Raw genomic sequence first — 22,044 nt, 5'->3', positions numbered from 1 at the left:
GGCTTCCGGTCGGGCCTGCCAGCCGGCAGGCTTTCTATTATTCTTCCAGCAGGTGCTGCAGCAGAATGCCATTCAGCATAGCGCGTTTTGCCAGCGCGAAAGCGCCAATTGCCGAACGATGGTCTAGCTCAGACCGCACCACGGGCAGATTTTTGCGAAACGCGTTCAACGCCTGGGTGTTAATGCAGCCCTCAATCGCCGGGAACAGCACTTTATCGGCATCGGTAATTTCGCCGGCCAGCACCACTTTTTGCGGGTTAAACAGGTTAATGGCGATAGCGATCGCTTTGCCGAGATAGCGGCCAACGTACTCGATCACTTCGCAGGCCAGCGCGTCGCCCTGATTGGCGGCGCGGCAGATTTGCGGCATCTGGCAATCATCCAGCGTCAGGCTGCTGGGATAACCCTGATTGAGCAGGTGGCGCACGCGGTTCTCAATCGCGCCATTGGCGGCAATGGTTTCGAGGCAGCCAAAGTTGCCACAGTGGCAGCGTTCGCCGAGCGGATCGACCTGAATATGACCAATCTCACCCACGTTGCCATTGCTGCCGAGGAAAATGTGGCCGTTCGCGATGATGCCGGCGCCGGTTCCGCGGTGTAAACGCACCAGAATGGAGTCTGCACAGTCGCGGCTTGCACCGAAATAGTGCTCAGCCAGCGCCAGGCTGCGGATATCGTGCCCGACAAAACTGGTGACGTTAAAGCGTTTTTTCAGGCTCGCCACCAGCGGCCAGTGGCTAACGGCAATGTGCGGCATGTAGCGAATGATGCCGTTAATCGGGTCGACCAGCCCCGGCAGGATCACCGCGATAGCGATCAGCTCATGAATTTTACGCTGGTGCGTGCTCATAAAGGCACTGATGGCGTTGAACAGCGCGTTCTCCAGCGTCTCCTGGGTGCGCTCCGGCAGCGGATAATCTTCCTGCGCCAGCGATTTTCCGCTGAGATCGAACAGCGTCAGCGTGGCATCGTTACGCCCCAGGCGCACGCCGATGGTATGAAAATGGCGGGTTTCGGTGATGATGGAGATGGCGCGGCGCCCACCGGTGGAGGCCTGTTGCTCCACCTCTTTGATGAGGCCGCGTTCGATAAGCTGACGGGTAATTTTGGTGACGCTGGCGGGCGCAAGCTGGCTGAGTTCGGCAATCTGAATACGCGAAATCGGCCCCTGTTGATCAATCAGCCGGTAAACAGCTGCACTGTTAAGTTGTTTGACAAGATCGACATTTCCTATTTGAGTCTGGCCGCCAGTGGTCATTCAGTACTTACTCGCTGAGGACGTTGTCTCCGTTGACGAACGTCTTAGTGATTTGATAATCGCGGGTAAAGACAGTGAGGTTGGCGACTTTTCCTGCTTCCACCGTACCAAACTGCCTTTCCACACCCATTGCCCTTGCCGGATACAGGGTCGCCATGCGCAGCGCTTCGTCCAGCGCGATACCACAATGTTCCACGCTATTCTGCACCGCTTCAATCATTGTCAGCGCAGATCCGCTCAGGGTACCGTTCTCATCTACGCACAGGCCGTCGCGATAGTATATTGTTTTACCTGCAAAAATGAATTGATCAATCGACGCACCGGCCGGCGCGGTGGCATCGGTCACCAGCACCAGTTTGTCGCCTTTGATTCGTTTTGCATTGCGCACGTTAGCGTAATTGACATGTAAACCGTCTGCAATAATGCCGCAGTATACATCAGGCGAATCAAACAGCGCACCGATAAGACCTGGCTCACGACCGCTAAAGGCGCTCATGGCGTTATACAGGTGGGTGGCAAAGGTGACGCCCGCGCTGATGCCCGCTTTGGCTTCGGCATAGGTGGCATTGGAGTGACCAGATGACACAATAATCCCGGCGTCACGCAGCTGGCGAATCACCGCGCTGCCCGCATTTTCCGGCGCCAGCGTAACTTTGGTGATGACGTCAGCGTTGGCGCACAGGAAATCCACCAGTTCCGCATCCGGCAAACGAATCAGCTGCGGATTGTGAGTACCTTTCTTCTCTTTATTCAGCCACGGACCTTCCAGATGCAGGCCCAGCGCCTGATTCTGATGCTTCGCCAGGTAAGCACGCATGGTTTCAATTGCGCGCTTCATCAGTTCATCACTGCTGGTAATCAGCGTCGGTAAATAGCTGGTGCAGCCGGATTTTTCATTGGCACGCTGCATGATCTCCAGCGTTTCCACGCTCAGGGCATTGATGTCGTCGTTGAACTGCACGCCGCCGCAGCCGTTGAGCTGCAGGTCGATAAATCCGGGAGCGATGAACGCACCAGCCACATCCTGTTGTGGAATCGCGGCGTCCAGCGCATCGCGCGGGCAGACACGCTCAATCAGGCCATTGGCAATCACCACGGCGTGATTGTCCAGAACTTCATGACCGGTAAAAATCCGGCCGTTAACTAATGCGTACATCATCTCTTCTCCCGGCTGAACCTGCTGCGCTTAACAGCAGGCTTTCTACAACGTGTTGTTACACACCCTTCATATTTTCCGCTTCCAATTCGCGGAAATATTTCACGGTTTTCACTTTCAGTTCCATGGTGGCTGGCTCATCACACACCACCACCGCTTTCGGGTGCAGCTGCAGGCAGCTGATGGTCCACATGTGGTTGACGTTACCTTCTACCGCCGCCTGCAGCGCCTGGGCTTTGACGTGGCCGGTCACCAGAATCATCACTTCTTCCGCATCCAGCAGCGTGCCGACGCCCACGGTCAGGGCATATTTAGGCACCTGATCAACATCGCCGTCGAAGAAACGCGAGTTCGCCACACGGGTGTCGTGCGTCAGGGTTTTAATGCGGGTGCGGGAAGAGAGCGAAGAAGCCGGTTCGTTGAACGCAATGTGGCCATCGTTGCCGACGCCGCCCATAAACAGGTGGATTTTACCCAGTGCGCGGATCTTCTCTTCGTATTGGCGACATTCTGCGTCAATATCTTCGGCATTGCCATTCAGAAGATTGATATTTTCTGGTTGAATATCAACGTGATCGAAAAAGTTACGGTACATAAAGCTGTGATAGCTTTCCGGATGCTCTTTCGGCAGACCGACATACTCATCCATATTGAAGGTGATCACGTGTTTGAAACTAACCTGGCCCGCTTTATGCATCTCGATCAGGTGCTTGTAGGCTTCCAGCGGCGTACCGCCGGTTGGCAGTCCCAGCACAAAGGGACGGTCTGCGCTGGGTTTAAAGGCATTGATGCGATTAACGATATGGCGTGCAGCCCATTTACCCACCTGGGTCGGTGTGGCCAAAGGGATCAGTCTCATGTCTTCACCTCAGTTAAGATTGGAAAGTTAGGGTCGCGTTTACTGCTGCAGCTGGCTGCTTATAGGGTAACCCGTTTGCGCGCTCGCGGCGTTGGAAAAGTGCGACCTGATATTTTTCATCATAAAATAAGTTTGTGGTGGTGGCTAGCATTTCGCAGTGAAAAACGTCCATTTTGGTGATTAAAGTCACAGTTACACTGGTTTTAATTTGCGAGGCGAATTAATTTATCTTTACACTGCGCCTCGTGGTGAAGTGTGTCATCAAGGTACCGGGTGCCGGGATAATAAAATCAACCCGCATCACGGCAAAACGCCAGTCTCATAGGGGGAGAATAAGGTGAGTATTTTAGGATATCTGCAAAAGGTCGGCCGCGCGCTTATGGTGCCGGTAGCGACCCTGCCGGCAGCGGCAATCCTGATGGGGGTAGGTTACTGGATCGATCCGGACAGCTGGGGCGCAGGCAATGCGCTGGCAGCACTGCTGATCAAATCGGGTTCTGCCATCATCGACAACATGTCCGTGCTGTTCGCCATTGGTGTGGCTTACGGCATGTCAAAAGATAAAGACGGTGCAGCGGCATTAACCGGCTTTGTAGGTTTCCTCGTAGTTACTACCCTGTGTTCACCCGCCGCGGTGGCCATGATTCAGAAAATGCCGGTGGAGCAGGTTCCTGCCGCCTTCGGTAAAATCAATAACCAGTTTGTCGGCATCCTGGTGGGCATTCTCTCGGCGGAAGTCTATAACCGCTTCAGCCACGTTGAGCTGCCTAAGGCGCTGTCGTTCTTCAGCGGTCGCCGTCTGGTGCCGATCCTGGTTTCCTTCCTGATGATTGTGGTCGCCTTCATCCTGATGTACGTCTGGCCGATCATTTTCGGCGGTCTGGTGAGCTTTGGTGAGCACATTCAGAAACTGGGCTCGGTCGGTGCGGGCGTGTACGCCTTCTTTAACCGTCTGCTGATTCCGGTTGGCCTGCACCACGCGCTGAACTCGGTGTTCTGGTTCGACGTGGCGGGCATCAACGACATTCCGAAATTCCTGGGCGGCGCGCAGTCTATCGCCAACGGTACCGGCATTCCGGGTATCACCGGTCGCTATCAGGCGGGCTTCTTCCCGATCATGATGTTCGGTCTGCCGGGTGCGGCGCTGGCAATCTATCACTGCTCACGTCCGGAAAACCGCGCCAAAGTCGGTGGTATCATGCTGGCAGCGGCATTCGCCGCCTTCTTCACCGGCATCACCGAGCCGCTGGAATTCTCCTTCATGTTCGTGGCGCCGGTGCTGTATGTCATCCACGCCGTGCTGACCGGTATTTCGGTCTTCATCGCTGCCAGCATGCACTGGATTGCCGGTTTCGGTTTCAGTGCCGGTCTGGTGGACATGGTGCTGTCGACGCGTAACCCGCTGGCCGTGCACTGGTGGATGCTGATCCCGCAGGGTCTGGTGTTCTTCGTCATTTACTACGTGGTGTTCCGCTTCACCATTCAGAAATTCAACCTGCTGACGCCGGGCCGCGAGCTGGCTGCCGGTGATGAGACAGACGGCTACGACGTCAACGTTGATCATAGCAGCAACGGTGAGAGCGAAACCGAATCTCTGGCACGTCGCTACATCGGCGCGGTGGGCGGTTCTGACAACCTGACCAACATCGACGCCTGCATTACCCGTCTGCGTCTGAATGTGAAAGACTCGGCGCAGGTGAATGAGAGTGTGGCCAAACGCCTCGGTGCTTCTGGCGTGATCCGCCTTAACAAGCAGAGCGTGCAGATCATTGTTGGTACGCAGGCCGAAAGCATTGCGACCGCGATGAAAACCGTACTGAGCAAAGGCCCGGTGGCCGGCGCAGCGGCACCAGCAGCGGCAACAACCGCCGCGCCTGCGGCTGCTCAGCCCCAGGCCGTGCGCAACAGCGAGAAAAAGGTGATTGCAACGCTGCTGGCACCGGTCAGTGGCGAAGTGGTAGCGCTGGAAAACGTGCCGGATGAAGCCTTCGCCAGCAAAGCGGTAGGCGATGGTCTGGCGATCAAACCGAGCGATAAAACTGTCGTCGCGCCGGTGGCGGGTACCGTGGTGAAAATCTTCAACACCAACCATGCATTCTGCCTTGAAGCCGAAAATGGCGTCGAGATTGTCGTGCACATGGGTCTCGATACCGTCGCGCTGGAAGGTAAAGGGTTTACCCGTCTGGTGGAAGAGGGCGCAACCGTCACAGCGGGCCAGCCGATCCTCGAAATGGATCTGGACTTCCTCAACGCCAATGCGCGTTCGATGATCAGCCCGGTGGTGGTCAGCAACAGCGATGATTTTGCTGGTCTGAATCTGCTGGCAGGCGGTACCGTGGTGGCAGGCGTTACGCCGCTGTATGAAGTGAAAAATTAACACGTTTTGAGCGTCACTGAAGGCAGGAAGCAATTCCTGCCTTTTTTGTTTTAAAACGACCAACAAACGGTTGTTTCCCTTCAGCGCTTTGTGGATCATACTCCGTTACTTCGTGGTACAAATCACCCGCTATTGTTTTGAGGATTTTGAGATGAGTGAGGCTGAAGCCCGCCCAACGAACTTTATTCGTCAGATCATCGACGAAGATTTGGCGAGCGGTAAGCACAACAGTGTGCATACCCGTTTCCCGCCTGAGCCCAATGGTTACCTGCATATTGGCCATGCAAAATCGATCTGCCTGAACTTTGGTATCGCACAAGATTATCAGGGGCAGTGCAACCTGCGTTTCGACGACACCAATCCGGTCAAAGAGGATATGGAGTTCGTTGAATCGATCAAGAATGATGTGCAATGGCTGGGCTTTGAGTGGAGCGGCAACATTCGTTACTCCTCTGACTACTTTGACCAACTGTTCAACTACGCGGTTGAGCTGATCAACAAAGGCCTGGCCTACGTTGACGAGCTGTCGCCAGAGCAGATCCGTGAATACCGCGGCACGCTAACCGCGCCGGGCAAAAACAGCCCGTATCGCGATCGCAGCGTGGAAGAGAACCTGGCGCTGTTCCAGAAGATGCGTGATGGCGGCTTCGAAGAGGGCAAAGCCTGTCTGCGTGCCAAAATCGACATGGCATCCAGCTTTATTGTGATGCGCGATCCGGTGCTGTACCGCATTAAATTTGCCGAACACCACCAGACTGGCAACAAGTGGTGCATCTATCCGATGTACGACTTTACCCACTGCATCTCCGATGCGCTGGAAGGCATCACCCATTCCCTGTGTACGCTGGAGTTCCAGGACAACCGTCGTCTCTACGACTGGGTGCTGGATAACATCACTATTCCGGTGCATCCGCGTCAGTACGAGTTTTCGCGCCTGAATCTGGAATATGCGGTGATGTCGAAGCGTAAGCTGACACAGCTGGTGAGCGAGAAGATTGTTGAAGGCTGGGACGATCCGCGCATGCTGACCGTATCCGGTCTGCGCCGCCGTGGCTATAGCGCGGCGTCAATCCGCGAATTCTGTCGCCGTATCGGTGTGACCAAGCAGGACAACATTGTTGAGATGGCGTCGCTGGAGTCGTGCATTCGTGACGACCTCAACGAGAACGCGCCGCGCGCCATGGCGGTGCTGGATCCGCTGAAAGTGGTGATCGAGAACCTGCCGGCCGGGCATGAAGAAATCATCAGCATGCCGAACCATCCGAACAAGCCGGAGATGGGCACGCGTGAGGTGCCGTTCAGCCGTGAGGTGTGGATCGATCGCGCCGACTTCCGTGAAGAGGCCAACAAGCAGTACAAACGTCTGGTGCTGGGTAAAGAAGTTCGTCTGCGCAACGCTTATGTCATTCGTGCCGAGCGCGTGGCGAAAGATGAAGCCGGCAACATCACCTGCATCTACGCTACCTGCGATGTCGACACCCTGAGCAAAGATCCGGCCGATGGCCGCAAGGTGAAAGGCGTTATCCATTGGGTGTCGGCGATTCACGCGCTGCCTGCCGAATTCCGCCTGTACGATCGTCTGTTCAGCGTGCCAAACCCGGGCGCGGCCGAGGATTTCCTCACCACCATTAACCCGAACTCGCTGGAGATCAAACAGGGCTTCGTTGAGCCGGGTCTGCGTGCCGCCAGCGCGCTGGCGCCGTATCAGTTTGAGCGCGAAGGTTACTTCTGCGCTGACAGCGTGTACTCGCAGCCGTCGAAACTGGTGTTCAACCGCACTGTGGGTCTGCGTGATACCTGGGCAAAAATCGGCGAATAATTTTACTGCTTGATAGCACGATATGATCAGCAAAGGGCGAGCAATCGCCCTTTTTTATTGCCCGTTATCTGCAAACGGGAATCGATTATGCTGAACCAGACAAAAAACAGTAATTACGCGCGATTACGACTAATCTGACTTTAATAAAATTAACTAATTTACCCGTGTGAAATCGTTATTTTCAGGTAGGCTATGCGCTCTTAAATGTTGCTGTGCGGGTTAGCGAAGGAAGAAAAATGACAAGTCTCGCTCTGGAAGCCAAACATAGCGTGGTGGTTTTACATCAGCTTATCGAACGTATTTTTAATCAGACCGAAGGCAGCGATGACAGTATGGATCTGCTGCTGTCGCACTTTCATCCCGACTTCAAAATGGTGACGCCGCAAGGCAAACAGCTCGATCTCAATGACACTGAAACCCTGTTTCGCAAACTGCACGGGCAGCGGGAAGGGATGCGAATCGCCACCAGTGAGCATGCCATCATTTCCCAGCAGCAGCAGGAAGTGACCATTCAGTATCACGAACTGCAAATGCTCAACGGCAACAACCAGACCCGCATTTCGCTGGCGGTGCTGGACTGCAGCACGTCGGTTCCGCGCTGGCGCTATTTGCAGGAAACGCTGGTCGCCTGAACACAGCCATAAAAAAACCGGTGCCTGGCACCGGTTTTTTTATACTGCATAGCATATTCAATTACTGATCGTGGAGCGTCTCGTCTTCGCGGCAGTCTCCCAGCGCACAGTGGCCGTACAGATACAGGCTGTGGTTGCTGAGTTTGATACCGTGGCGTGTTGCAATCTCACGCTGACGCGTTTCGATAGATTCATCGCTAAACTCGATCACTTTGCCGCAGTCGAGGCAAATCAGGTGATCGTGGTGATGCTGCTGGGTCAGTTCGAACACGGATTTCCCGCCTTCGAAGTTATGACGCGTCACGATGCCGGCGTCGTCAAACTGGTTCAGAACACGGTATACCGTCGCCAGACCAATCTCTTCGCCCATGTCGATCAGGCGTTTGTACAAATCTTCCGCACTGACATGATGGGACTCGGGTCCGGGTCCCTGAAGCACTTCCAGAATCTTCAGTCTGGGCAGCGTGACTTTCAGGCCAGCCTTTTTCAATGCGGAGTTGTTGTCAGTCATGCGGATATTGTCCTGTTACTTTGCTAGTCACTTACGGCGCAAAGGCCTTGAATGTGTGGTCAACGCGCATTCTCATTTGCGTCTCATTATAGAGCTCAGCCTGCGAAATGAAAACCGGCTGCGGCGGACAATTCCCCGGATGCTGTAAGGAGAAATGTCGTGAGCCTCAGCGGGATCGTGCAGATCGATGTTCCTTTTCGCGCAGTCTCAGTCTGATGCCCGAGGAATAAGCAGATGACCGTTGCGGGTATTCTACAGAATTGAGGGAAAAAGTTAAAAAACCGTAGCTATTATTTTTATAGGTAATTCCATTGCCCGATGTGAGCCAGCGCCCACATCGGACAGGAAAGCATCAGGCTTCGATGATCGCCTGCAGCTGCAGCTCATCAAAGATCTGCTTAACCCATTTGTCGACGCGCTCGTTAGTCAGTTCAGGCTGACGATCTTCATCAATGGCGAGGCCGAGGAAGTGTTTGTCGTCTGCCAGACCTTTAGAGGCTTCGAAGTGGTAACCTTCGGTTGGCCAGTGGCCCACAATCACTGCGCCGTTTGGCTCAATGATGTCGCGAATGGTGCCCATCGCGTCACAGAAGTACTCGGCATAATCTTCCTGATCGCCGCAGCCAAACAGCGCTACCAGCTTACCGTTGAAATCAATCTCTTCCAGCGTCGGGAAGAAGTCATCCCAGTCGCACTGGGCTTCACCGTAGTACCAGGTCGGAATACCCAGCAGCAGAATATCGAATGCTTCGAGATCTTCTTTGGTGCTCTTAGCAATGTCATGCACTTCGGCGACATCTTTACCCAGTTGTTTCTGGATCATTTTTGCAATGTTTTCAGTGTTGCCGGTATCGCTGCCGAAGAAAATGCCTACGATTGCCATGGAGTGAGTAACCTCTTAAATCCTGATTGTGAAAGTAAGTCAGAAGACGACACAGTTATGCGAATGATAGCAGACCGGCGAAAAGCGCGGAATGTGTAAAGCGCTGAGTTTGTGTTCCAGCGTGCGGTCTGCGCACGTTACGCCAGTTTGAGCTGCGCCAGCAGCATTTGTTCAATCAGTTCACTGCGGCTGATGTTCTGCTGCTCGGCCAGCGTATTAAGCGCGTCGACCGCTTCGCTGGACATTTTCAGCTCAACGCGGCGCAGGCCGCGCACCCGGTCGCGCTTCAGCTGGTTGCGCTTATTAATGCGCAGCTGCTCATCACGCGACAGCGGACTGGTTTTAGGGCGACCGGGACGCCGCTCGTCTGCGAAGAGATCGAGCGTGGTACGATCTGTCTGTTCTTTTGCCATGGTTTGTGAAACTGCGTGGGCGCGAACGGCGGAAAGGCGCTGCGCGATTTAAACATTTATCGGCCCGACCGCGGCGAAAAAAGCATCCGCGGCAAATTTTTAGCGCGACATCATACTCCAGCGCCCGGCGCGACGCCAACCCTAAACCGCCCGTAGCAAGCTTTTGCTTTTACAGGTTAAAAAAGCGGCGCACCGCGCGCAGTACGGCATCGGGTTTTTCGGCATGCACCCAGTGGCCGGCACCGCTGATAATGTGCGCCTGCGCCTGCGGGAACTGGCGCAGCAGCGCATCACGGTGCTGATTGTCCAGATAGGGTGAATCACCGCCGCGAATAAACAGCGCCGGATGAGGCCACGCGGGCACCTCCTGCCAGCCGGAGAGCACCGGATAATTGTCCCATAACACCGGCACGTTAAAGCGCCATTCGCCTTCATGGAAAGATTTCAGAATGAACTGAATCACGCCTTCTTCGCGCACGTGTTCACGCATCACGTCGGCCGCAGCGCTGCGGCGCGTGACGCCAGCTGCACTGACCGCGCGGATTGCCGCGAAGATCTCATCGTGGCGTCGCGTCTGGTAATCCACCGGCGCGATATCGATCAGCACCATTTTGCCAATTCGTTCGGGCGCAACGGCGCTCAGCGCCATGGCAATTTTGCCGCCCATTGAGTGGCCGATAACATCAACCCGTTCGATGTGGTGCGCATTCAGCGTATCGACCATATCCTGCGCCAGCGCAGCGTAGTGCATCTCTTCGCTGCGCGGTGACAGGCCGTGGTTACGGACATCCACCTGCAGCGTGGGTCGTGCATCGCGCACGCCGCGCGCCAGTACGCCGAGGTTATCCAGGCTACCAAACAGGCCATGAATTAACAGAATGGGCTGGGCATCAGGGGCAGATTGTTCAGTTTGCAGACGGGCGTTCAAAATCATGGCTAAAGTTCTTTCGGTTGAGACCTGGGCTTAGGGTATCATGGATTCACCTGTCCCGGCGCCAGGCGGTCAGGCATTAGGGCATATTCCGACTTTTGCCCGTAAACGATGCCAGCGCTATCGGCTGTCGCGGATTTAACTTTATAATCCTTATGTTAGAACCCGCTCACATTTTGCACGACCGGATTTTGTTAAGGCCTTTGCAAAGTAGCGTGGTTCTGCCATTTGCCAGAATCGCACGGAAAAAGATGAAAACGATTGAAGTTGACGAAGAACTCTACCGTTATATTGCCAGCCACACGCAGCACATTGGTGAAAGCGCCTCGGACATTTTGCGCCGTATGCTGAAATTCACTGCCGGCCAGAGCGCATCCGCTGCGCCAGCGGCGAATGCGGCGGTAAAAGAAGCACCGGCTGCACGCAGCGAAGCGCGACCTCAGGATCGCGTGCGCGCCGTGCGTGAGCTGCTGCTGTCTGACGAGTATGCGGAGCAGAAGAAGGCGGTTAATCGCTTCATGCTGATCCTGTCAACCCTTTATCGTCTTGATCCGGCAGCCTTTGCTGATGCCACTGCCTCGCTGCAGGGCCGCACCCGCGTCTACTTTGCGGGCGACGAGCACACGCTGCTGCAAAATGGCACCCATACTAAGCCGAAGCACGTGCCCGGCACGCCGTACTGGGTGATCACCAATACCAATACAGGTCGTAAATGCAGCATGGTGGAACACATCATGCTTGCCATGCAGTTCCCGCAGGAACTGGCAGAGAAAGTTTGCGGCACCATTTAAACCGAAGCGTCAGGGAGAAGCGCCAATGGCCAATCACCCCCGTGCCGGGCAACCTGCCCAGCAGAGCGATTTGATTAACGTTGCACAATTAACCTCGCAGTACTACGTCCTGAAGCCGGATGCGGCGAACCCGGACCATGCGGTGAAATTTGGCACCTCCGGCCATCGCGGCAGCGCGGGACGTCATAGCTTCAATGAAGTACACATTCTGGCGATTGCGCAGGCGATCGCTGAAGAGCGTAAAAAGAACGGCATCACCGGCCCGTGCTATGTAGGTAAAGACACCCATGCGCTGTCTGAGCCAGCGATCCTGTCAGTGCTGGAAGTGCTGGCCGCCAACGGCGTTGATGTGATTGTGCAGCAGGACAACGGCTATACGCCGACGCCGGCGATCTCCAACGCCATTCTGGAGCATAACAAGCGCGGCGGCGCGCAGGCGGACGGTATCGTGATTACCCCGTCGCACAACCCGCCGGAAGACGGTGGTATCAAGTACAATCCGCCGAACGGTGGACCGGCTGACACCAACGTCACCAAAGTGGTGGAAGATCGCGCGAATCAGCTGATTAAAGGTGAGCTGAAAGAGGTTAAGCGTCTGGCGCTGGATCAGGCGTGGGCCAGTGGCCACATCGTTGAGCAGGATCTGATCCAGCCATACGTTGAAGGTCTGGCGCAGGTGATTGACTTCCCGGCGATCCAGAAAGCCGGCCTGAAAATCGGTGTCGATCCGCTCGGCGGTTCCGGCATGGCCTACTGGCAGCGCATTGCTGAGCACTACCAGCTGGATCTGACCATCGTCAATGATGCCATCGACCAGACGTTCCGCTTCATGCATCTGGATAAAGATGGCGTGGTGCGCATGGACTGTTCGTCCGAGTGCGCGATGGCCGGTCTGCTGGCGTATAAAGATAAGTTCGATCTGGCCTTCGGTAACGATCCGGATTACGACCGTCACGGCATCGTCACGCCCGCCGGTCTGATGAACCCGAACCACTATCTGGCGGTAGCGATCAACTACCTGTTCCAGCACCGTCCGCAGTGGGGCAAAGAGGTGGCCGTTGGTAAAACGCTGGTCTCCAGCGCGATGATCGACCGCGTGGTGAACGACATTGGTCGCAAGCTGGTGGAAGTACCGGTCGGCTTCAAATGGTTCGTGGATGGTCTGTTCGATGGCAGCTTTGGCTTTGGCGGCGAAGAGAGCGCCGGCGCCTCGTTCCTGCGTTTCGACGGCTCCGCCTGGTCAACAGACAAAGACGGCATCATCCTGTGTCTGCTGGCGGCGGAAATCACTGCGGTTACCGGTAAGAACCCGCAGCAGCACTATGATGAGCTGGCCGCGCGTTTTGGTGCGCCAAGCTACAACCGTCTGCAGGCACCTGCCACTTCCGCGCAGAAAGCGGCACTGTCGAAGCTGTCACCTGAAATGGTCAGCGCCGATACGCTGGCAGGCGACCCGATCACCGCACGTCTGACCGCGGCACCGGGCAACGGTGCCTCGATTGGTGGTCTGAAAGTGATGACTGAAAACGGCTGGTTCGCGGCACGTCCGTCCGGTACGGAAGACGCCTACAAAATCTATTGTGAAAGCTTCCTCGGCGCTGAGCATCGCCAGCAGATCGAGAAAGAAGCGGTAGAAATTGTCAGCGAAGTGCTGAAAAACGCCTGACAGGGCATCCTGCATGAAGAAGGCCGCGTTTGCGGCCTTTTTTTATGGCATGAAGCGATAGCCGATGCCGGTTTCTGTCAGCAGGTGCGTTGGCTGGGTGGGGTTGGCTTCCAGCTTTTGCCGCAGGTGTCCCATATAGATGCGCAGATAATGGCTGTGTTCCACGGCGTTGGGCCCCCATACCTGGTTAAGCAACTGGCGCTGGGTCAGCACTTTGCCGGCGTTATTCAGCAGCAGGCTGAGCAGGCGGAATTCGGTCGGCGTCAGATGTACCTCTTCACCGCTGCGCAGCACGCGCCGCGCGGCGAGATCGACGCTCACTTCGCCAAACTGCACCAGCGGTTCCGGCTGGCTGCGCTGATGACGACGCAGCGCCACGCGCACGCGCGCCAGCAGTTCGCCGATGCCAAACGGCTTAGTGAGATAGTCGTCAGCGCCGGCATCCAGCGCCTCTATTTTATCCTGCTCGTCACTGCGCGCTGACAGCACAATTACCGGCATGCTGCTCCACTGCCGCACTTCGCGGATGAAGGCATTGCCATCGCCGTCCGGTAAACCGAGATCGAGAATCACCAAATCCGGTTTGCGCGTAGCCGCTTCAATCAGGCCGCGCTGCAGTTGCTCCGCTTCCACAATCTTCAGGCCTTCGCTCTCCAGCGCCAGGCGCACGAAACGGCGAATCTCCTTTTCATCTTCGACAATCAAGATGGTCGTCACGCTGACTCCTGCGGCAAATAAGGTTAACGCATTACTTTAACAATAAACCGCGACGGCGTCCGTCACGATCTCAGTAACTCGCTGTGATCCAAAATTTTACAAAAATGTAACTTCCTTTCATCCCGGCCAGGAAATGGCTGAAAAAAGATCAAAATAGTGGTCGGATGAGTAGTAAAATTACACAGCCAGGCGTAATATCTGAGGCAGATCACATTTCATAGCAAAATTTACCACGAGGAGGCATTGATGTATCAGGCATATCCACTCGCCAAAATTGTGCTGCGCCGTGTGCTGGTGGTATTGATTGGCGTACTGGCGCTGCCAGTGATGCTGTTCCGCCAGGATCGCGCGCGCTTCTACAGTTATCTGCACCGCATGTGGTGCAAAACCAGTACTAAACCGGTCTGGCTGGCGCAATCGGAGGCGGCAGGCGGTATCTACTGGTAACCCCCGGCTTCGCGGTGATAACCCGGTGACCTCGCTCAAGGCACCGGGTTTTTTTATCTTAAAGTGGTGCGACAAACGCATTGTCCCGCTGTTATCTCGCGGCATTTCAGCTACACTTAAACCTCTACAAGATTTTGGAGGTTGTACAAGTATGAGCGAGAAAATTCCTGTAGGTATCAGTGCCTGCCTGCTCGGGGATAGCGTCCGATTCGATGGCGGCCACAAGCGTTTTGCCTTTGCAACTGACGAGCTCGCGCCATTTGTGCGCTTCGAACCTGTCTGCCCGGAAATGGCCATCGGTCTGCCGACGCCGCGCCCGGCGCTGCGGCTGGTCAAACAGAGCGACGATCAGATCCACCTGTGTTTCAGCAAAGACGGCGGGGAAGAGCTGACCGACGACATGGCCCGCTGGTCTGCGGAGCGCGTCAAATCGCTGCACCATCTGTGCGGCTACATCCTGTGTGCCAAATCGCCGAGCTGCGGACTGGAGCGCGTGCGCGTCTACGAGCCTGACACTAACAACAATCGCAAAGCCGGCACCGGCGTGTTCACCTCGTTCCTGCAGAAAGAGCTGCCGTGGCTGCCGCTGGAAGAGGATGGACGCCTGCACGATGATGCGATCCGCGAAAACTTTATGGGGCGCGTCTATGCGCTGCATGAGTTCAACGAAATGTGGCGCAGCGGGCTGACGCGTCACAAGCTGATTGCCTTTCACAGTCGCTACAAACTACTGCTGCTGTCACATGCGCAGGATGAGTACCGCGAGATGGGGCGGTTTGTCGCGGCGATGGAACAGTGGGAATCACTGGATGCGTACGCCTTTGAATACCGTAACCGTCTGATGCACCTGATGTCGCACCAGGCGTCGCGTCGTAATCACACCAATGTGCTGATGCACGTACAGGGCTATTTCCGGCCGAAGCTGAGTTCACCGCAGCGTCAGGAGCTGGCGCAGCTGATCGACCGCTACCGTCGCGGTCTGCAGCCGTTGCTGGCCCCCATCACCATGCTGAAACATTACATGGCAGAGTTCCCGCACCCGTGGCTGGCGCAACAGCGTTATTTCGATCCCTACCCGGAAGCGCTGCGTCTGCGCTACGGCCAGTAAACACGGAGCGTTATGAGCACTCACTTAGTCTGGCTGCGTAACGATTTGCGCATGAATGATAACAGCGCACTGGCCGCGGCCTGCCGCGACAGTCAGGCCGAGGTGCTGGCGCTGTTCATCGCCACGCCCGGCCAGTGGCAGCAACACAGCATGGCCCCCAAACAGGCGGCTTTTATCCATCAAAACCTGTGCCTGCTGCAGCAGTCGCTGGCAGAACGCGGTATCAAGCTGCATTTTCATCAGTGCGATGACTTCGCCGCGTCGGTCGACTATCTGGCGACCTTCTGCCAGCAGCACAAGGTGGATGCGCTGTTTTACAACTATCAGTATGAAATCAATGAGCGCCAGCGCGACGCTACGGTTGAGAAGCAGCTCGATCAGCAGGGCGTGGTGTGCCAGGGGTTCGATGACAGCCTGCTGTTACCGCCGGGCAGCGTACAGACCGGCAGCAACAGCATGTTCAAAGTGTTCACGCCGTTCAGCAAAGCGTTTATCCGGCGTCTGCAACAGGGGCTGCCAGAGTGCCATCACGCACCGAAAGCGCGCGCCGGGGCACCCGTGGCCGCCGGCAAAAAAATAGCGGCATTCGATTATCCTGTGGAAAAATTCGACGAAACCTGGTTCCCCGCCGGAGAAGAGGCGGCGCTGAAGCAGCTGCGCCAGTTTGCCCAGCAGCGGGTGGAAAAATATGACCAGCAGCGCGACATACCGGCGATTGACGGCACCAGCCGCCTGTCGCCGTATCTGGCGATTGGTGTGCTGTCGCCGCGTCAGTGCCTGCATCGCATTTTGAAGGAGCATCCGCAGGCGCTGAACAACGGCAGCGCGCTGGTGTGGCTGAATGAACTGGTCTGGCGCGAATTTTATCGTCACCTGATGGTGGCTTTTCCGGCGCTGTGTAAGCATCAGCCGTTTGTCGACTGGACGCGCAACGTCAGCTGGCAACAGAATGAGCAACACCTTACCGCCTGGCAGCAGGGCAAAACCGGTTATCCGATTGTTGACGCAGCGATGCGCCAGCTCAATACGCTGGGCTGGATGCACAACCGGTTACGCATGATCACCGCCAGCTTTCTGGTGAAAGACCTGCTGATTGACTGGCGCGAGGGTGAACGCTATTTCATGCAGCAACTGATTGACGGCGATCTGGCGGCTAACAACGGTGGCTGGCAGTGGGCCGCGTCGACCGGCACCGACGCCGCGCCTTACTTCCGCATCTTCAACCCGACGACCCAGGGCGAGCGCTTTGATAAGCAGGGCGAGTTTATCCGCCGGTGGCTGCCGGAGCTGCAAGACGTGCCGGACAGCGCCATCCATCAGCCGCACGACTGGGCGGAGAAAAATAACAAGAAACTCGATTATCCGGCGCCAATCGTGGAACATAAGGCGGCACGTAAAAAGACACTAGACGCCTTCGAGCGCGCGCGCAGCGCAGCCTGAGGCGGTCACGGAGCCGTTATGAAAAATTTCGAGTTAGAACAGATTGTCAATCAGCAACTCAACACCAGTGCCTTCAGCGACTATGCGCCCAATGGTTTGCAGGTTGAGGGGCGTGAGCAGGTGCGCCGTGTAATCACCGGCGTGACGGCCTGTCAGGCGCTGCTGGATGAGGCGGTAAAACGCCAGGCCGATGCGATACTGGTGCATCATGGCTACTTCTGGAAGAGCGAAGCGCCGGTGATTAAAGGAATGAAACGCCAGCGTCTGCGCACGCTGCTGGCCAATGACATCAACCTGTACGGCTGGCACCTGCCGCTCGATGCTCACCCACAGTTGGGCAACAACGCCCAGCTGGCCACGCTGTTTGATATCGACGTCAAAGGTGAAATTCAGCCGCTGGTGCCCTGGGGCGAGCTGGCTGAGCCGCTAAGCGGTCCGGCGCTGGCGGAAAAAATCGCGGCGCGCCTCGGCCGCCAGCCGCTGCACTGCGGTGATAATGCTCCGGCGCTGATTCGCCGGGTGGCATGGTGCAGCGGTGGCGGTCAGGGCTTTATCGATGCGGCCGCCGCCTTTGGCGTTGACGCCTTTATCAGCGGTGAAGTCTCTGAGCAGACCATTCACAGCGCCCGTGAACAGGGGCTGCATTTCTTTGCTGCCGGCCATCATGCCACCGAACGCGGCGGCATCAAAGCGCTCGGTGAGTGGCTCGCCAGCCAGCATGGTCTGGATGTGACCTTTATCGATATCGACAACCCCGCCTGACCGCCTCGCTTATGCGCCCGGAAAACACGTGCCGGGCGCAAATCAGTTGACACATCTCCTTCACTTTCGCATAACTTATTGACTTTTCGCATAAGCGAATGCCCTCAGGCGCGCCGTCACTGCGGTCACGGCGCGTTTTATTAATGACCGGGAGGTGGGTTTTGCAACGAGCACGTTGTTATCTGCTGGGTGAGCGGGCGGTGGTACTGGAGCTGGAACCGCCGGTTTCGCTCGTCAGCCAGCAGCGCATCTGGGGATTGTGCCAGCGGCTGCAGCAGAATGAGCAGATCGCGGAAGTGATTCCGGGCATGAATAACCTGACGCTGCTACTGCGCGATCCGCAGCTGAAAGCGCTGGATGCTATCGAGCGTTTGCAGCGCTGGTGGGAAGAGAGCGAGGTGCTGCTGGCCGAGCCGCGTCAGGTTGAGATTCCGGTGGTGTATGGCGGCGCGGGCGGTCCGGATCTGGTGGAGGTCGCCCGTGCGGCGGATCTGACCTCGCAACAGGTGGTGGAGCTGCACAGCAGCGCGGATTACGTGGTCTATTTCATTGGCTTTCAGCCGGGTTTCCCTTATCTCGGCGGGCTGGATGAGCGGCTGCACACGCCGCGTCGCGCCGAGCCCCGGCTGGTGGTGCCTGGCGGTTCGGTGGGCATTGGCGGCAGCCAGACCGGTATCTATCCGCTGGCCGCGCCCGGTGGCTGGCAGTTGATTGGTCACACGCCGCTTAGCCTGTTCGATCCACAGCAACAGCCGCCGACGCTGCTGCGTCCCGGCGACAGCGTCCGCTTCGTGCCACAACGGGAGGGCGTATGTTAAACATTTTGCGTGCCGGATTAATGACCTCGGTGCAGGATCGCGGCCGCCACGGCTGGCGGCAATACGGTATCAGCCTGAGCGGTGCACTGGATGAGCCTTCAATGCGCACGGCCAATATGCTGGTCGGCAACGCGGAAAACAGCGCGGTGCTGGAGATTGTGCTCGGCCAGTTCAAAGCGGAGTTTCGTCGCAACGGCTGGTTTGCGCTGACCGGTGCCAGCTGCAGCGCCGAACTGGATGGCCAGCCGGTGTGGACCGGCTGGCGTCTGCCGGTGAAAAAAGGCCAGGTGCTGAGTCTGTCCATGCCTACGCGCGGTATGCGCAGCTATCTGGCGGTGAATGGCGGTTTTGCCATCGACGCCATGCTGGGCTCGTACAGCACCGATCTCAAAGCGGCCTTTGGTGGCTGGCAGGGACGTAAACTGCAGGATGGCGATCAGCTGCCGCTGGGCAAGCCGACGCGTCGCTTCAGCCATCAGGCTGGCGTACGGCAGCTGCTGTGGGGCAACCGCATCCGCGCACTGCCGGGGCCGGAGTACAACGAATTTACCCACGACGCGCAGGACGCATTCTGGCGTAACCCGTGGCAGCTCAGCCCGCAAAGTAACCGCATGGGCTACCGGCTGCAGGGCAGTCCGCTGCAGCGCAGTGTCGCACGTGAACTGCTGTCGCACGGCCTGGTGCCGGGTGTGGTGCAGGTGCCGCCGAACGGCCAGCCGATTGTGCTGATGGCCGATGCGCAAACCACCGGCGGCTATCCGCGTATTGCCTGCGTCATCGAAGCCGATCTCTATCAGCTGGCGCAGATTCGTCTGGGAGAACCGATTCACTTCATCCGCTGCACGCTGGAGGAGGCGCTGCTGGCCAAACAGCAGCAGCAACGTTCGCTTGATCAGATAGCCTGGGGGCTTGCTCATGAAGATCGATCTTAACGCCGACCTCGGTGAAGGCAGTGCCAGCGATCGGGCCCTGCTGGAACTGGTGAGCTCGGCCAACATCGCCTGCGGTTTCCATGCCGGCGATGCCGAAACCATGCTGCAGTCGGTGCGCTGGGCCAGCGCCAACGGCGTGGCGATTGGTGCGCATCCGAGCTTTCCCGACCGGGAAAATTTTGGCCGGACCGCCATGCAGCTGCCACCGGAAACCGTCTACGCGCAGGTGATCTACCAGATTGGTGCCCTGAAAAGCCTCGCTGAAAGTGAAGGGGCGAAGCTGGTGCACGTGAAGCCGCACGGCATGCTGTATAACCAGGCGGCGGCGGATGCAGCGCTGGCGGATGCGATTGCGCGCGCGGTGAAAGCCGTCGATCCGGCGCTGATTCTGGTTGGCCTGGCGGGCAGCGCCTCAATTGCCGCCGCCGCGCATCATGGTCTGCGCACGCGCGAAGAAGTGTTTGCTGACCGCGGCTATCTGGCCAGTGGCGCGCTGGTGCCGCGCAGCCAGCCCGGGGCGTTAATCGAAGAGGCTGAGCAGGCGCTGGCGCAGACGCTCACCATGGTGCAGCAGCGTCAGGTGCGCAGCGTCAGCGGCGAATGGGTGGCGGTGAATGCGCAGACGGTCTGTCTGCACGGCGATGGTGCCCATGCGCTGGAATTCGCCCGCACGCTGCGCGCCGCTTTTGCGACAAATCAGATTGCTGTCACCAGCGCCTGATCATTGACTGTTAGCCCGGCCTGTTGCCGGGCTTTTTATTTCTGACGAGGGGAAAACATGGATAACGTGGTCAATCTCTGGCCGTTACTTGGCATTGCCGCGATTGTGCTTGGCTTTGTGCTGCGCTTCAACCCGGTGCTGGTGGTGATTGTTGCCGGTTTTGTCACCGGGCTGGCGGCGCATATGCCGCTCGGCGATATTCTGGAGAAGCTCGGTTCCGGCTTTCTCAATACCCGTAATCTGCCGCTGATCCTGCTGTTGCCGCTGGCGGTCATTGGATTGCTGGAGCGCCACGGTTTGAAAGAGCGTGCGCAGACGTGGATCGCCCGGATCAAAACCGCCACCGCCGGCCGTTTACTGATCGTCTATCTGTTCGTGCGTGAGCTGACTGCGGCGCTGGGGCTGACCAGCCTGGGCGGGCATCCGCAGATGGTGCGTCCGCTGCTGGCGCCGATGGCCGAAGGTGCTACTGAAAACCGTTACGGCAGCGTATCACCGGAGATTCGTCAGCGGCTGCGCGCCATGTCGGCGGCTACCGATAACGTCGGGCTGTTCTTCGGTGAAGATATTTTCGTGGCCTTCGGCGCGATCATTTTTATGCACAACTTTATGCAGGAGTCGGCGGGCATCAGCACCGAACCGTTGCACATCGCGCTGTGGGGCATTCCGACCGCGCTGTGTGCGTTCCTGATTCATGCATCGCGACTGGTGCGGCTCGACCGTCAGCTGTCGCGTGAGCTGGGCGCGCTCAACCAGCAGGCGCTGCGCGCAAAAGGAGGTGAGTGATGTTTCAGCAACAGTATCTGATGTGGCTGGCCGGGGCGATCCTGCTGATTGTCGCGCTGCTGTCATGGCGCGATAGCGCCAACCCGCGCCGTTTTACCACCGGTTTATTCTGGGCGCTGTACGGTCTGATTTTCCTGATTGGCGACGGTGCTTATCAACTGATGGGGCAGTGGGCCGGTGATGCGGAGCTGGGACGTCGCTGGTTGCATATTGCCGTGGGCGCGGCGGTGGTGATCATGGCGCTGATTGCCGGGTTCGGCGGCGTGCGCCTCGGTCGCTATCATCAGCGCAGCGATGAACAGAAGCAGCAGAGCGCGCAGCGTCTCGGCAATAAGCTGTTCCTGCCGGCGCTGGCGATCCCGCTGGTGACGGTGATTGGCGTGCTGGCGTTCAATCATATTCCCGGTCTGCAGGAGAAGGTATTTGGCCCGGGCAATCATTCGACGCTGGTCACGCTGTTTTCGATGATGATTGGCTGCGTGCTGGGCTGGCTGATTGCGCTGAAGTTTACCCATGAGAAGCCGCTGCAGTCGATGCAGGAGACGCGGCGTTTGCTGGATGCGGTTGGCTGGGCGTTTATTTTGCCACAGATTCTCGCCACGCTCGGCCTGCTGTTTACCAGCGCCGGCGTCGGCACGGCGATTTCGCATCTGACCGAACACTATCTGGCGGTGGATAACCGGCTGATTGCGGTCGCGGTGTATGCACTGGGCATGGCGCTGCTGACCATGGTGATGGGCAACGCGTTTGCGGCGTTTCCGATTGTCACCGCCGGCATCGGTATTCCGATTCTGGTGCTGCAGCACGGTGGCAATCCGGCGGTGATGGCAGCGATCGGCATGTTCTGCGGCTACTGCGGCACGCTGATGACACCGATGGCTGCCAACTTCAATATTGTTCCGGCACGTTTACTGGAGCTGCCGGATCGTAACGCGGTGATCAAGGCTCAGGTGCCAACCGGTGTGCTACTGTTAGTAGTAAATATTTTCCTGCTTTATTTCCTGATGTTCCTGTGAG

Annotated in this window: 22 protein-coding genes; 14 read left to right on the top strand and 8 right to left on the bottom strand. The window is 57.3% G+C overall.

Annotated elements, in window-relative coordinates; all coding sequences use genetic code 11:
* Nucleotides 1–37: 37 nt before the first annotated feature.
* Genes nagC through nagB form a run of 3 tightly spaced genes read right to left on the bottom strand, consistent with a single transcriptional unit; the run spans nt 38 to nt 3,273 of the window.
* Nucleotides 38–1,258, bottom strand: a complete 1,221-nt coding sequence (nagC, locus tag K7H94_RS13170; RefSeq protein WP_058757890.1) for a DNA-binding transcriptional regulator NagC — start codon at nt 1,256–1,258, stop codon at nt 38–40.
* A 7-nt stretch (nt 1,259–1,265) separates the two neighbouring features.
* The gene (nagA, locus tag K7H94_RS13165) at nt 1,266–2,414 is read right to left on the bottom strand and encodes an N-acetylglucosamine-6-phosphate deacetylase (protein ID WP_059012584.1); all 1,149 of its coding nucleotides are present in this window, start codon (nt 2,412–2,414) and stop codon (nt 1,266–1,268) included.
* Nucleotides 2,415–2,472: 58 nt separating this feature from the next.
* The gene (nagB, locus tag K7H94_RS13160; protein ID WP_222951169.1) at nt 2,473–3,273 is read right to left on the bottom strand and encodes a glucosamine-6-phosphate deaminase; all 801 of its coding nucleotides are present in this window, start codon (nt 3,271–3,273) and stop codon (nt 2,473–2,475) included.
* Nucleotides 3,274–3,616: 343 nt separating this feature from the next.
* Here nagB and nagE point away from each other — a divergent pair, with 343 nt between their 5' ends.
* From nagE to K7H94_RS13145, 3 genes are all read left to right on the top strand, one after another.
* Nucleotides 3,617–5,650 carry an N-acetylglucosamine-specific PTS transporter subunit IIBC gene (gene nagE, locus K7H94_RS13155; protein ID WP_058758041.1) on the top strand — a complete coding sequence of 678 codons (2,034 nt, stop codon included), beginning with the start codon at nt 3,617–3,619 and terminating at the stop codon, nt 5,648–5,650.
* A 151-nt stretch (nt 5,651–5,801) separates the two neighbouring features.
* Nucleotides 5,802–7,469 (top strand): glutamine--tRNA ligase, encoded by a 1,668-nt coding sequence (gene glnS / locus K7H94_RS13150; RefSeq protein ID WP_058757889.1) that lies wholly within the window; start codon nt 5,802–5,804, stop codon nt 7,467–7,469.
* Nucleotides 7,470–7,705: 236 nt separating this feature from the next.
* Nucleotides 7,706–8,101 carry a hypothetical protein gene (locus tag K7H94_RS13145; RefSeq protein ID WP_222951168.1) on the top strand — a complete coding sequence of 132 codons (396 nt, stop codon included), beginning with the start codon at nt 7,706–7,708 and terminating at the stop codon, nt 8,099–8,101.
* A gap of 61 nt (nt 8,102–8,162) precedes the next feature.
* Here the strand turns inward: K7H94_RS13145 and fur are convergent, their stop codons facing one another.
* The 4 genes from fur to ybfF all read right to left on the bottom strand — a co-directional run bounded on the left by fur (nt 8,163) and on the right by ybfF (nt 10,842).
* Nucleotides 8,163–8,612 (bottom strand): ferric iron uptake transcriptional regulator, encoded by a 450-nt coding sequence (fur, locus tag K7H94_RS13140; RefSeq protein WP_021508558.1) that lies wholly within the window; start codon nt 8,610–8,612, stop codon nt 8,163–8,165.
* A 352-nt stretch (nt 8,613–8,964) separates the two neighbouring features.
* Nucleotides 8,965–9,495 (bottom strand): flavodoxin FldA, encoded by a 531-nt coding sequence (gene fldA / locus K7H94_RS13135; RefSeq protein ID WP_021508557.1) that lies wholly within the window; start codon nt 9,493–9,495, stop codon nt 8,965–8,967.
* A 137-nt stretch (nt 9,496–9,632) separates the two neighbouring features.
* Nucleotides 9,633–9,908: a LexA regulated protein gene (ybfE, locus tag K7H94_RS13130; RefSeq protein WP_010616122.1), complete on the bottom strand. Its 276-nt coding sequence runs from the start codon at nt 9,906–9,908 to the stop codon at nt 9,633–9,635.
* Between the two features lie 169 nt (nt 9,909–10,077).
* Entirely contained in the window at nt 10,078–10,842 is a 765-nt protein-coding gene (ybfF, locus tag K7H94_RS13125; RefSeq protein WP_222951167.1) for an esterase, read from the bottom strand.
* Between the two features lie 248 nt (nt 10,843–11,090).
* On the opposite strand from ybfF, the gene seqA reads away from it, so the two are divergent.
* Together seqA and pgm are read left to right on the top strand one after the other, a co-directional pair.
* On the top strand, nt 11,091–11,630 hold the full coding sequence (gene seqA / locus K7H94_RS13120; RefSeq protein WP_010616121.1) for a replication initiation negative regulator SeqA: 540 nt from the start codon (nt 11,091–11,093) through the stop codon (nt 11,628–11,630).
* 25 nt (nt 11,631–11,655) lie between these two features.
* Nucleotides 11,656–13,296, top strand: coding sequence for a phosphoglucomutase (alpha-D-glucose-1,6-bisphosphate-dependent) (gene pgm, locus K7H94_RS13115; RefSeq protein ID WP_021508555.1), 1,641 nt, complete (start codon nt 11,656–11,658; stop codon nt 13,294–13,296).
* A gap of 42 nt (nt 13,297–13,338) precedes the next feature.
* Here pgm and kdpE read toward each other — a convergent pair whose 3' ends face one another.
* The gene (gene kdpE, locus K7H94_RS13110; RefSeq protein ID WP_021508554.1) at nt 13,339–14,013 is read right to left on the bottom strand and encodes a two-component system response regulator KdpE; all 675 of its coding nucleotides are present in this window, start codon (nt 14,011–14,013) and stop codon (nt 13,339–13,341) included.
* 246 nt (nt 14,014–14,259) lie between these two features.
* On the opposite strand from kdpE, the gene K7H94_RS13105 reads away from it, so the two are divergent.
* The 9 genes from K7H94_RS13105 to K7H94_RS13065 all read left to right on the top strand — a co-directional run bounded on the left by K7H94_RS13105 (nt 14,260) and on the right by K7H94_RS13065 (nt 22,043).
* Nucleotides 14,260–14,460: a YbfA family protein gene (locus K7H94_RS13105; RefSeq protein ID WP_031279882.1), complete on the top strand. Its 201-nt coding sequence runs from the start codon at nt 14,260–14,262 to the stop codon at nt 14,458–14,460.
* Between the two features lie 151 nt (nt 14,461–14,611).
* Nucleotides 14,612–15,568 (top strand): YbgA family protein, encoded by a 957-nt coding sequence (locus K7H94_RS13100; protein WP_088516291.1) that lies wholly within the window; start codon nt 14,612–14,614, stop codon nt 15,566–15,568.
* A 12-nt stretch (nt 15,569–15,580) separates the two neighbouring features.
* On the top strand, nt 15,581–17,008 hold the full coding sequence (gene phrB / locus K7H94_RS13095; RefSeq protein ID WP_222951166.1) for a deoxyribodipyrimidine photo-lyase: 1,428 nt from the start codon (nt 15,581–15,583) through the stop codon (nt 17,006–17,008).
* Between the two features lie 18 nt (nt 17,009–17,026).
* Nucleotides 17,027–17,770 (top strand): type 2 GTP cyclohydrolase I, encoded by a 744-nt coding sequence (locus tag K7H94_RS13090; protein ID WP_222951165.1) that lies wholly within the window; start codon nt 17,027–17,029, stop codon nt 17,768–17,770.
* Between the two features lie 161 nt (nt 17,771–17,931).
* Nucleotides 17,932–18,588 carry a 5-oxoprolinase subunit PxpB gene (gene pxpB / locus K7H94_RS13085; protein ID WP_088516294.1) on the top strand — a complete coding sequence of 219 codons (657 nt, stop codon included), beginning with the start codon at nt 17,932–17,934 and terminating at the stop codon, nt 18,586–18,588.
* The gene (gene pxpC, locus K7H94_RS13080; protein ID WP_222951164.1) at nt 18,582–19,520 is read left to right on the top strand and encodes a 5-oxoprolinase subunit PxpC; all 939 of its coding nucleotides are present in this window, start codon (nt 18,582–18,584) and stop codon (nt 19,518–19,520) included. The genes pxpB and pxpC overlap by 7 nt, the downstream gene beginning before the upstream one ends.
* Nucleotides 19,504–20,241 carry a 5-oxoprolinase subunit PxpA gene (pxpA, locus tag K7H94_RS13075; RefSeq protein WP_058769446.1) on the top strand — a complete coding sequence of 246 codons (738 nt, stop codon included), beginning with the start codon at nt 19,504–19,506 and terminating at the stop codon, nt 20,239–20,241. Before pxpC ends, pxpA begins: the two co-directional genes overlap by 17 nt.
* Nucleotides 20,242–20,298: 57 nt before the next feature.
* Nucleotides 20,299–21,027, top strand: a complete 729-nt coding sequence (locus tag K7H94_RS13070) for a DUF969 domain-containing protein (protein ID WP_058775286.1) — start codon at nt 20,299–20,301, stop codon at nt 21,025–21,027.
* Nucleotides 21,027–22,043: a DUF979 domain-containing protein gene (locus tag K7H94_RS13065; protein ID WP_125309982.1), complete on the top strand. Its 1,017-nt coding sequence runs from the start codon at nt 21,027–21,029 to the stop codon at nt 22,041–22,043. The genes K7H94_RS13070 and K7H94_RS13065 overlap by 1 nt, the downstream gene beginning before the upstream one ends.
* The last annotated feature ends 1 nt before the right edge of the window (nt 22,044 follow it).

Source organism: Pantoea dispersa (assembly GCF_019890955.1).
Lineage (GTDB): Bacteria > Pseudomonadota > Gammaproteobacteria > Enterobacterales > Enterobacteriaceae > Pantoea > Pantoea dispersa.
This window is presented reverse-complemented; position numbering and strand designations above follow the sequence as displayed.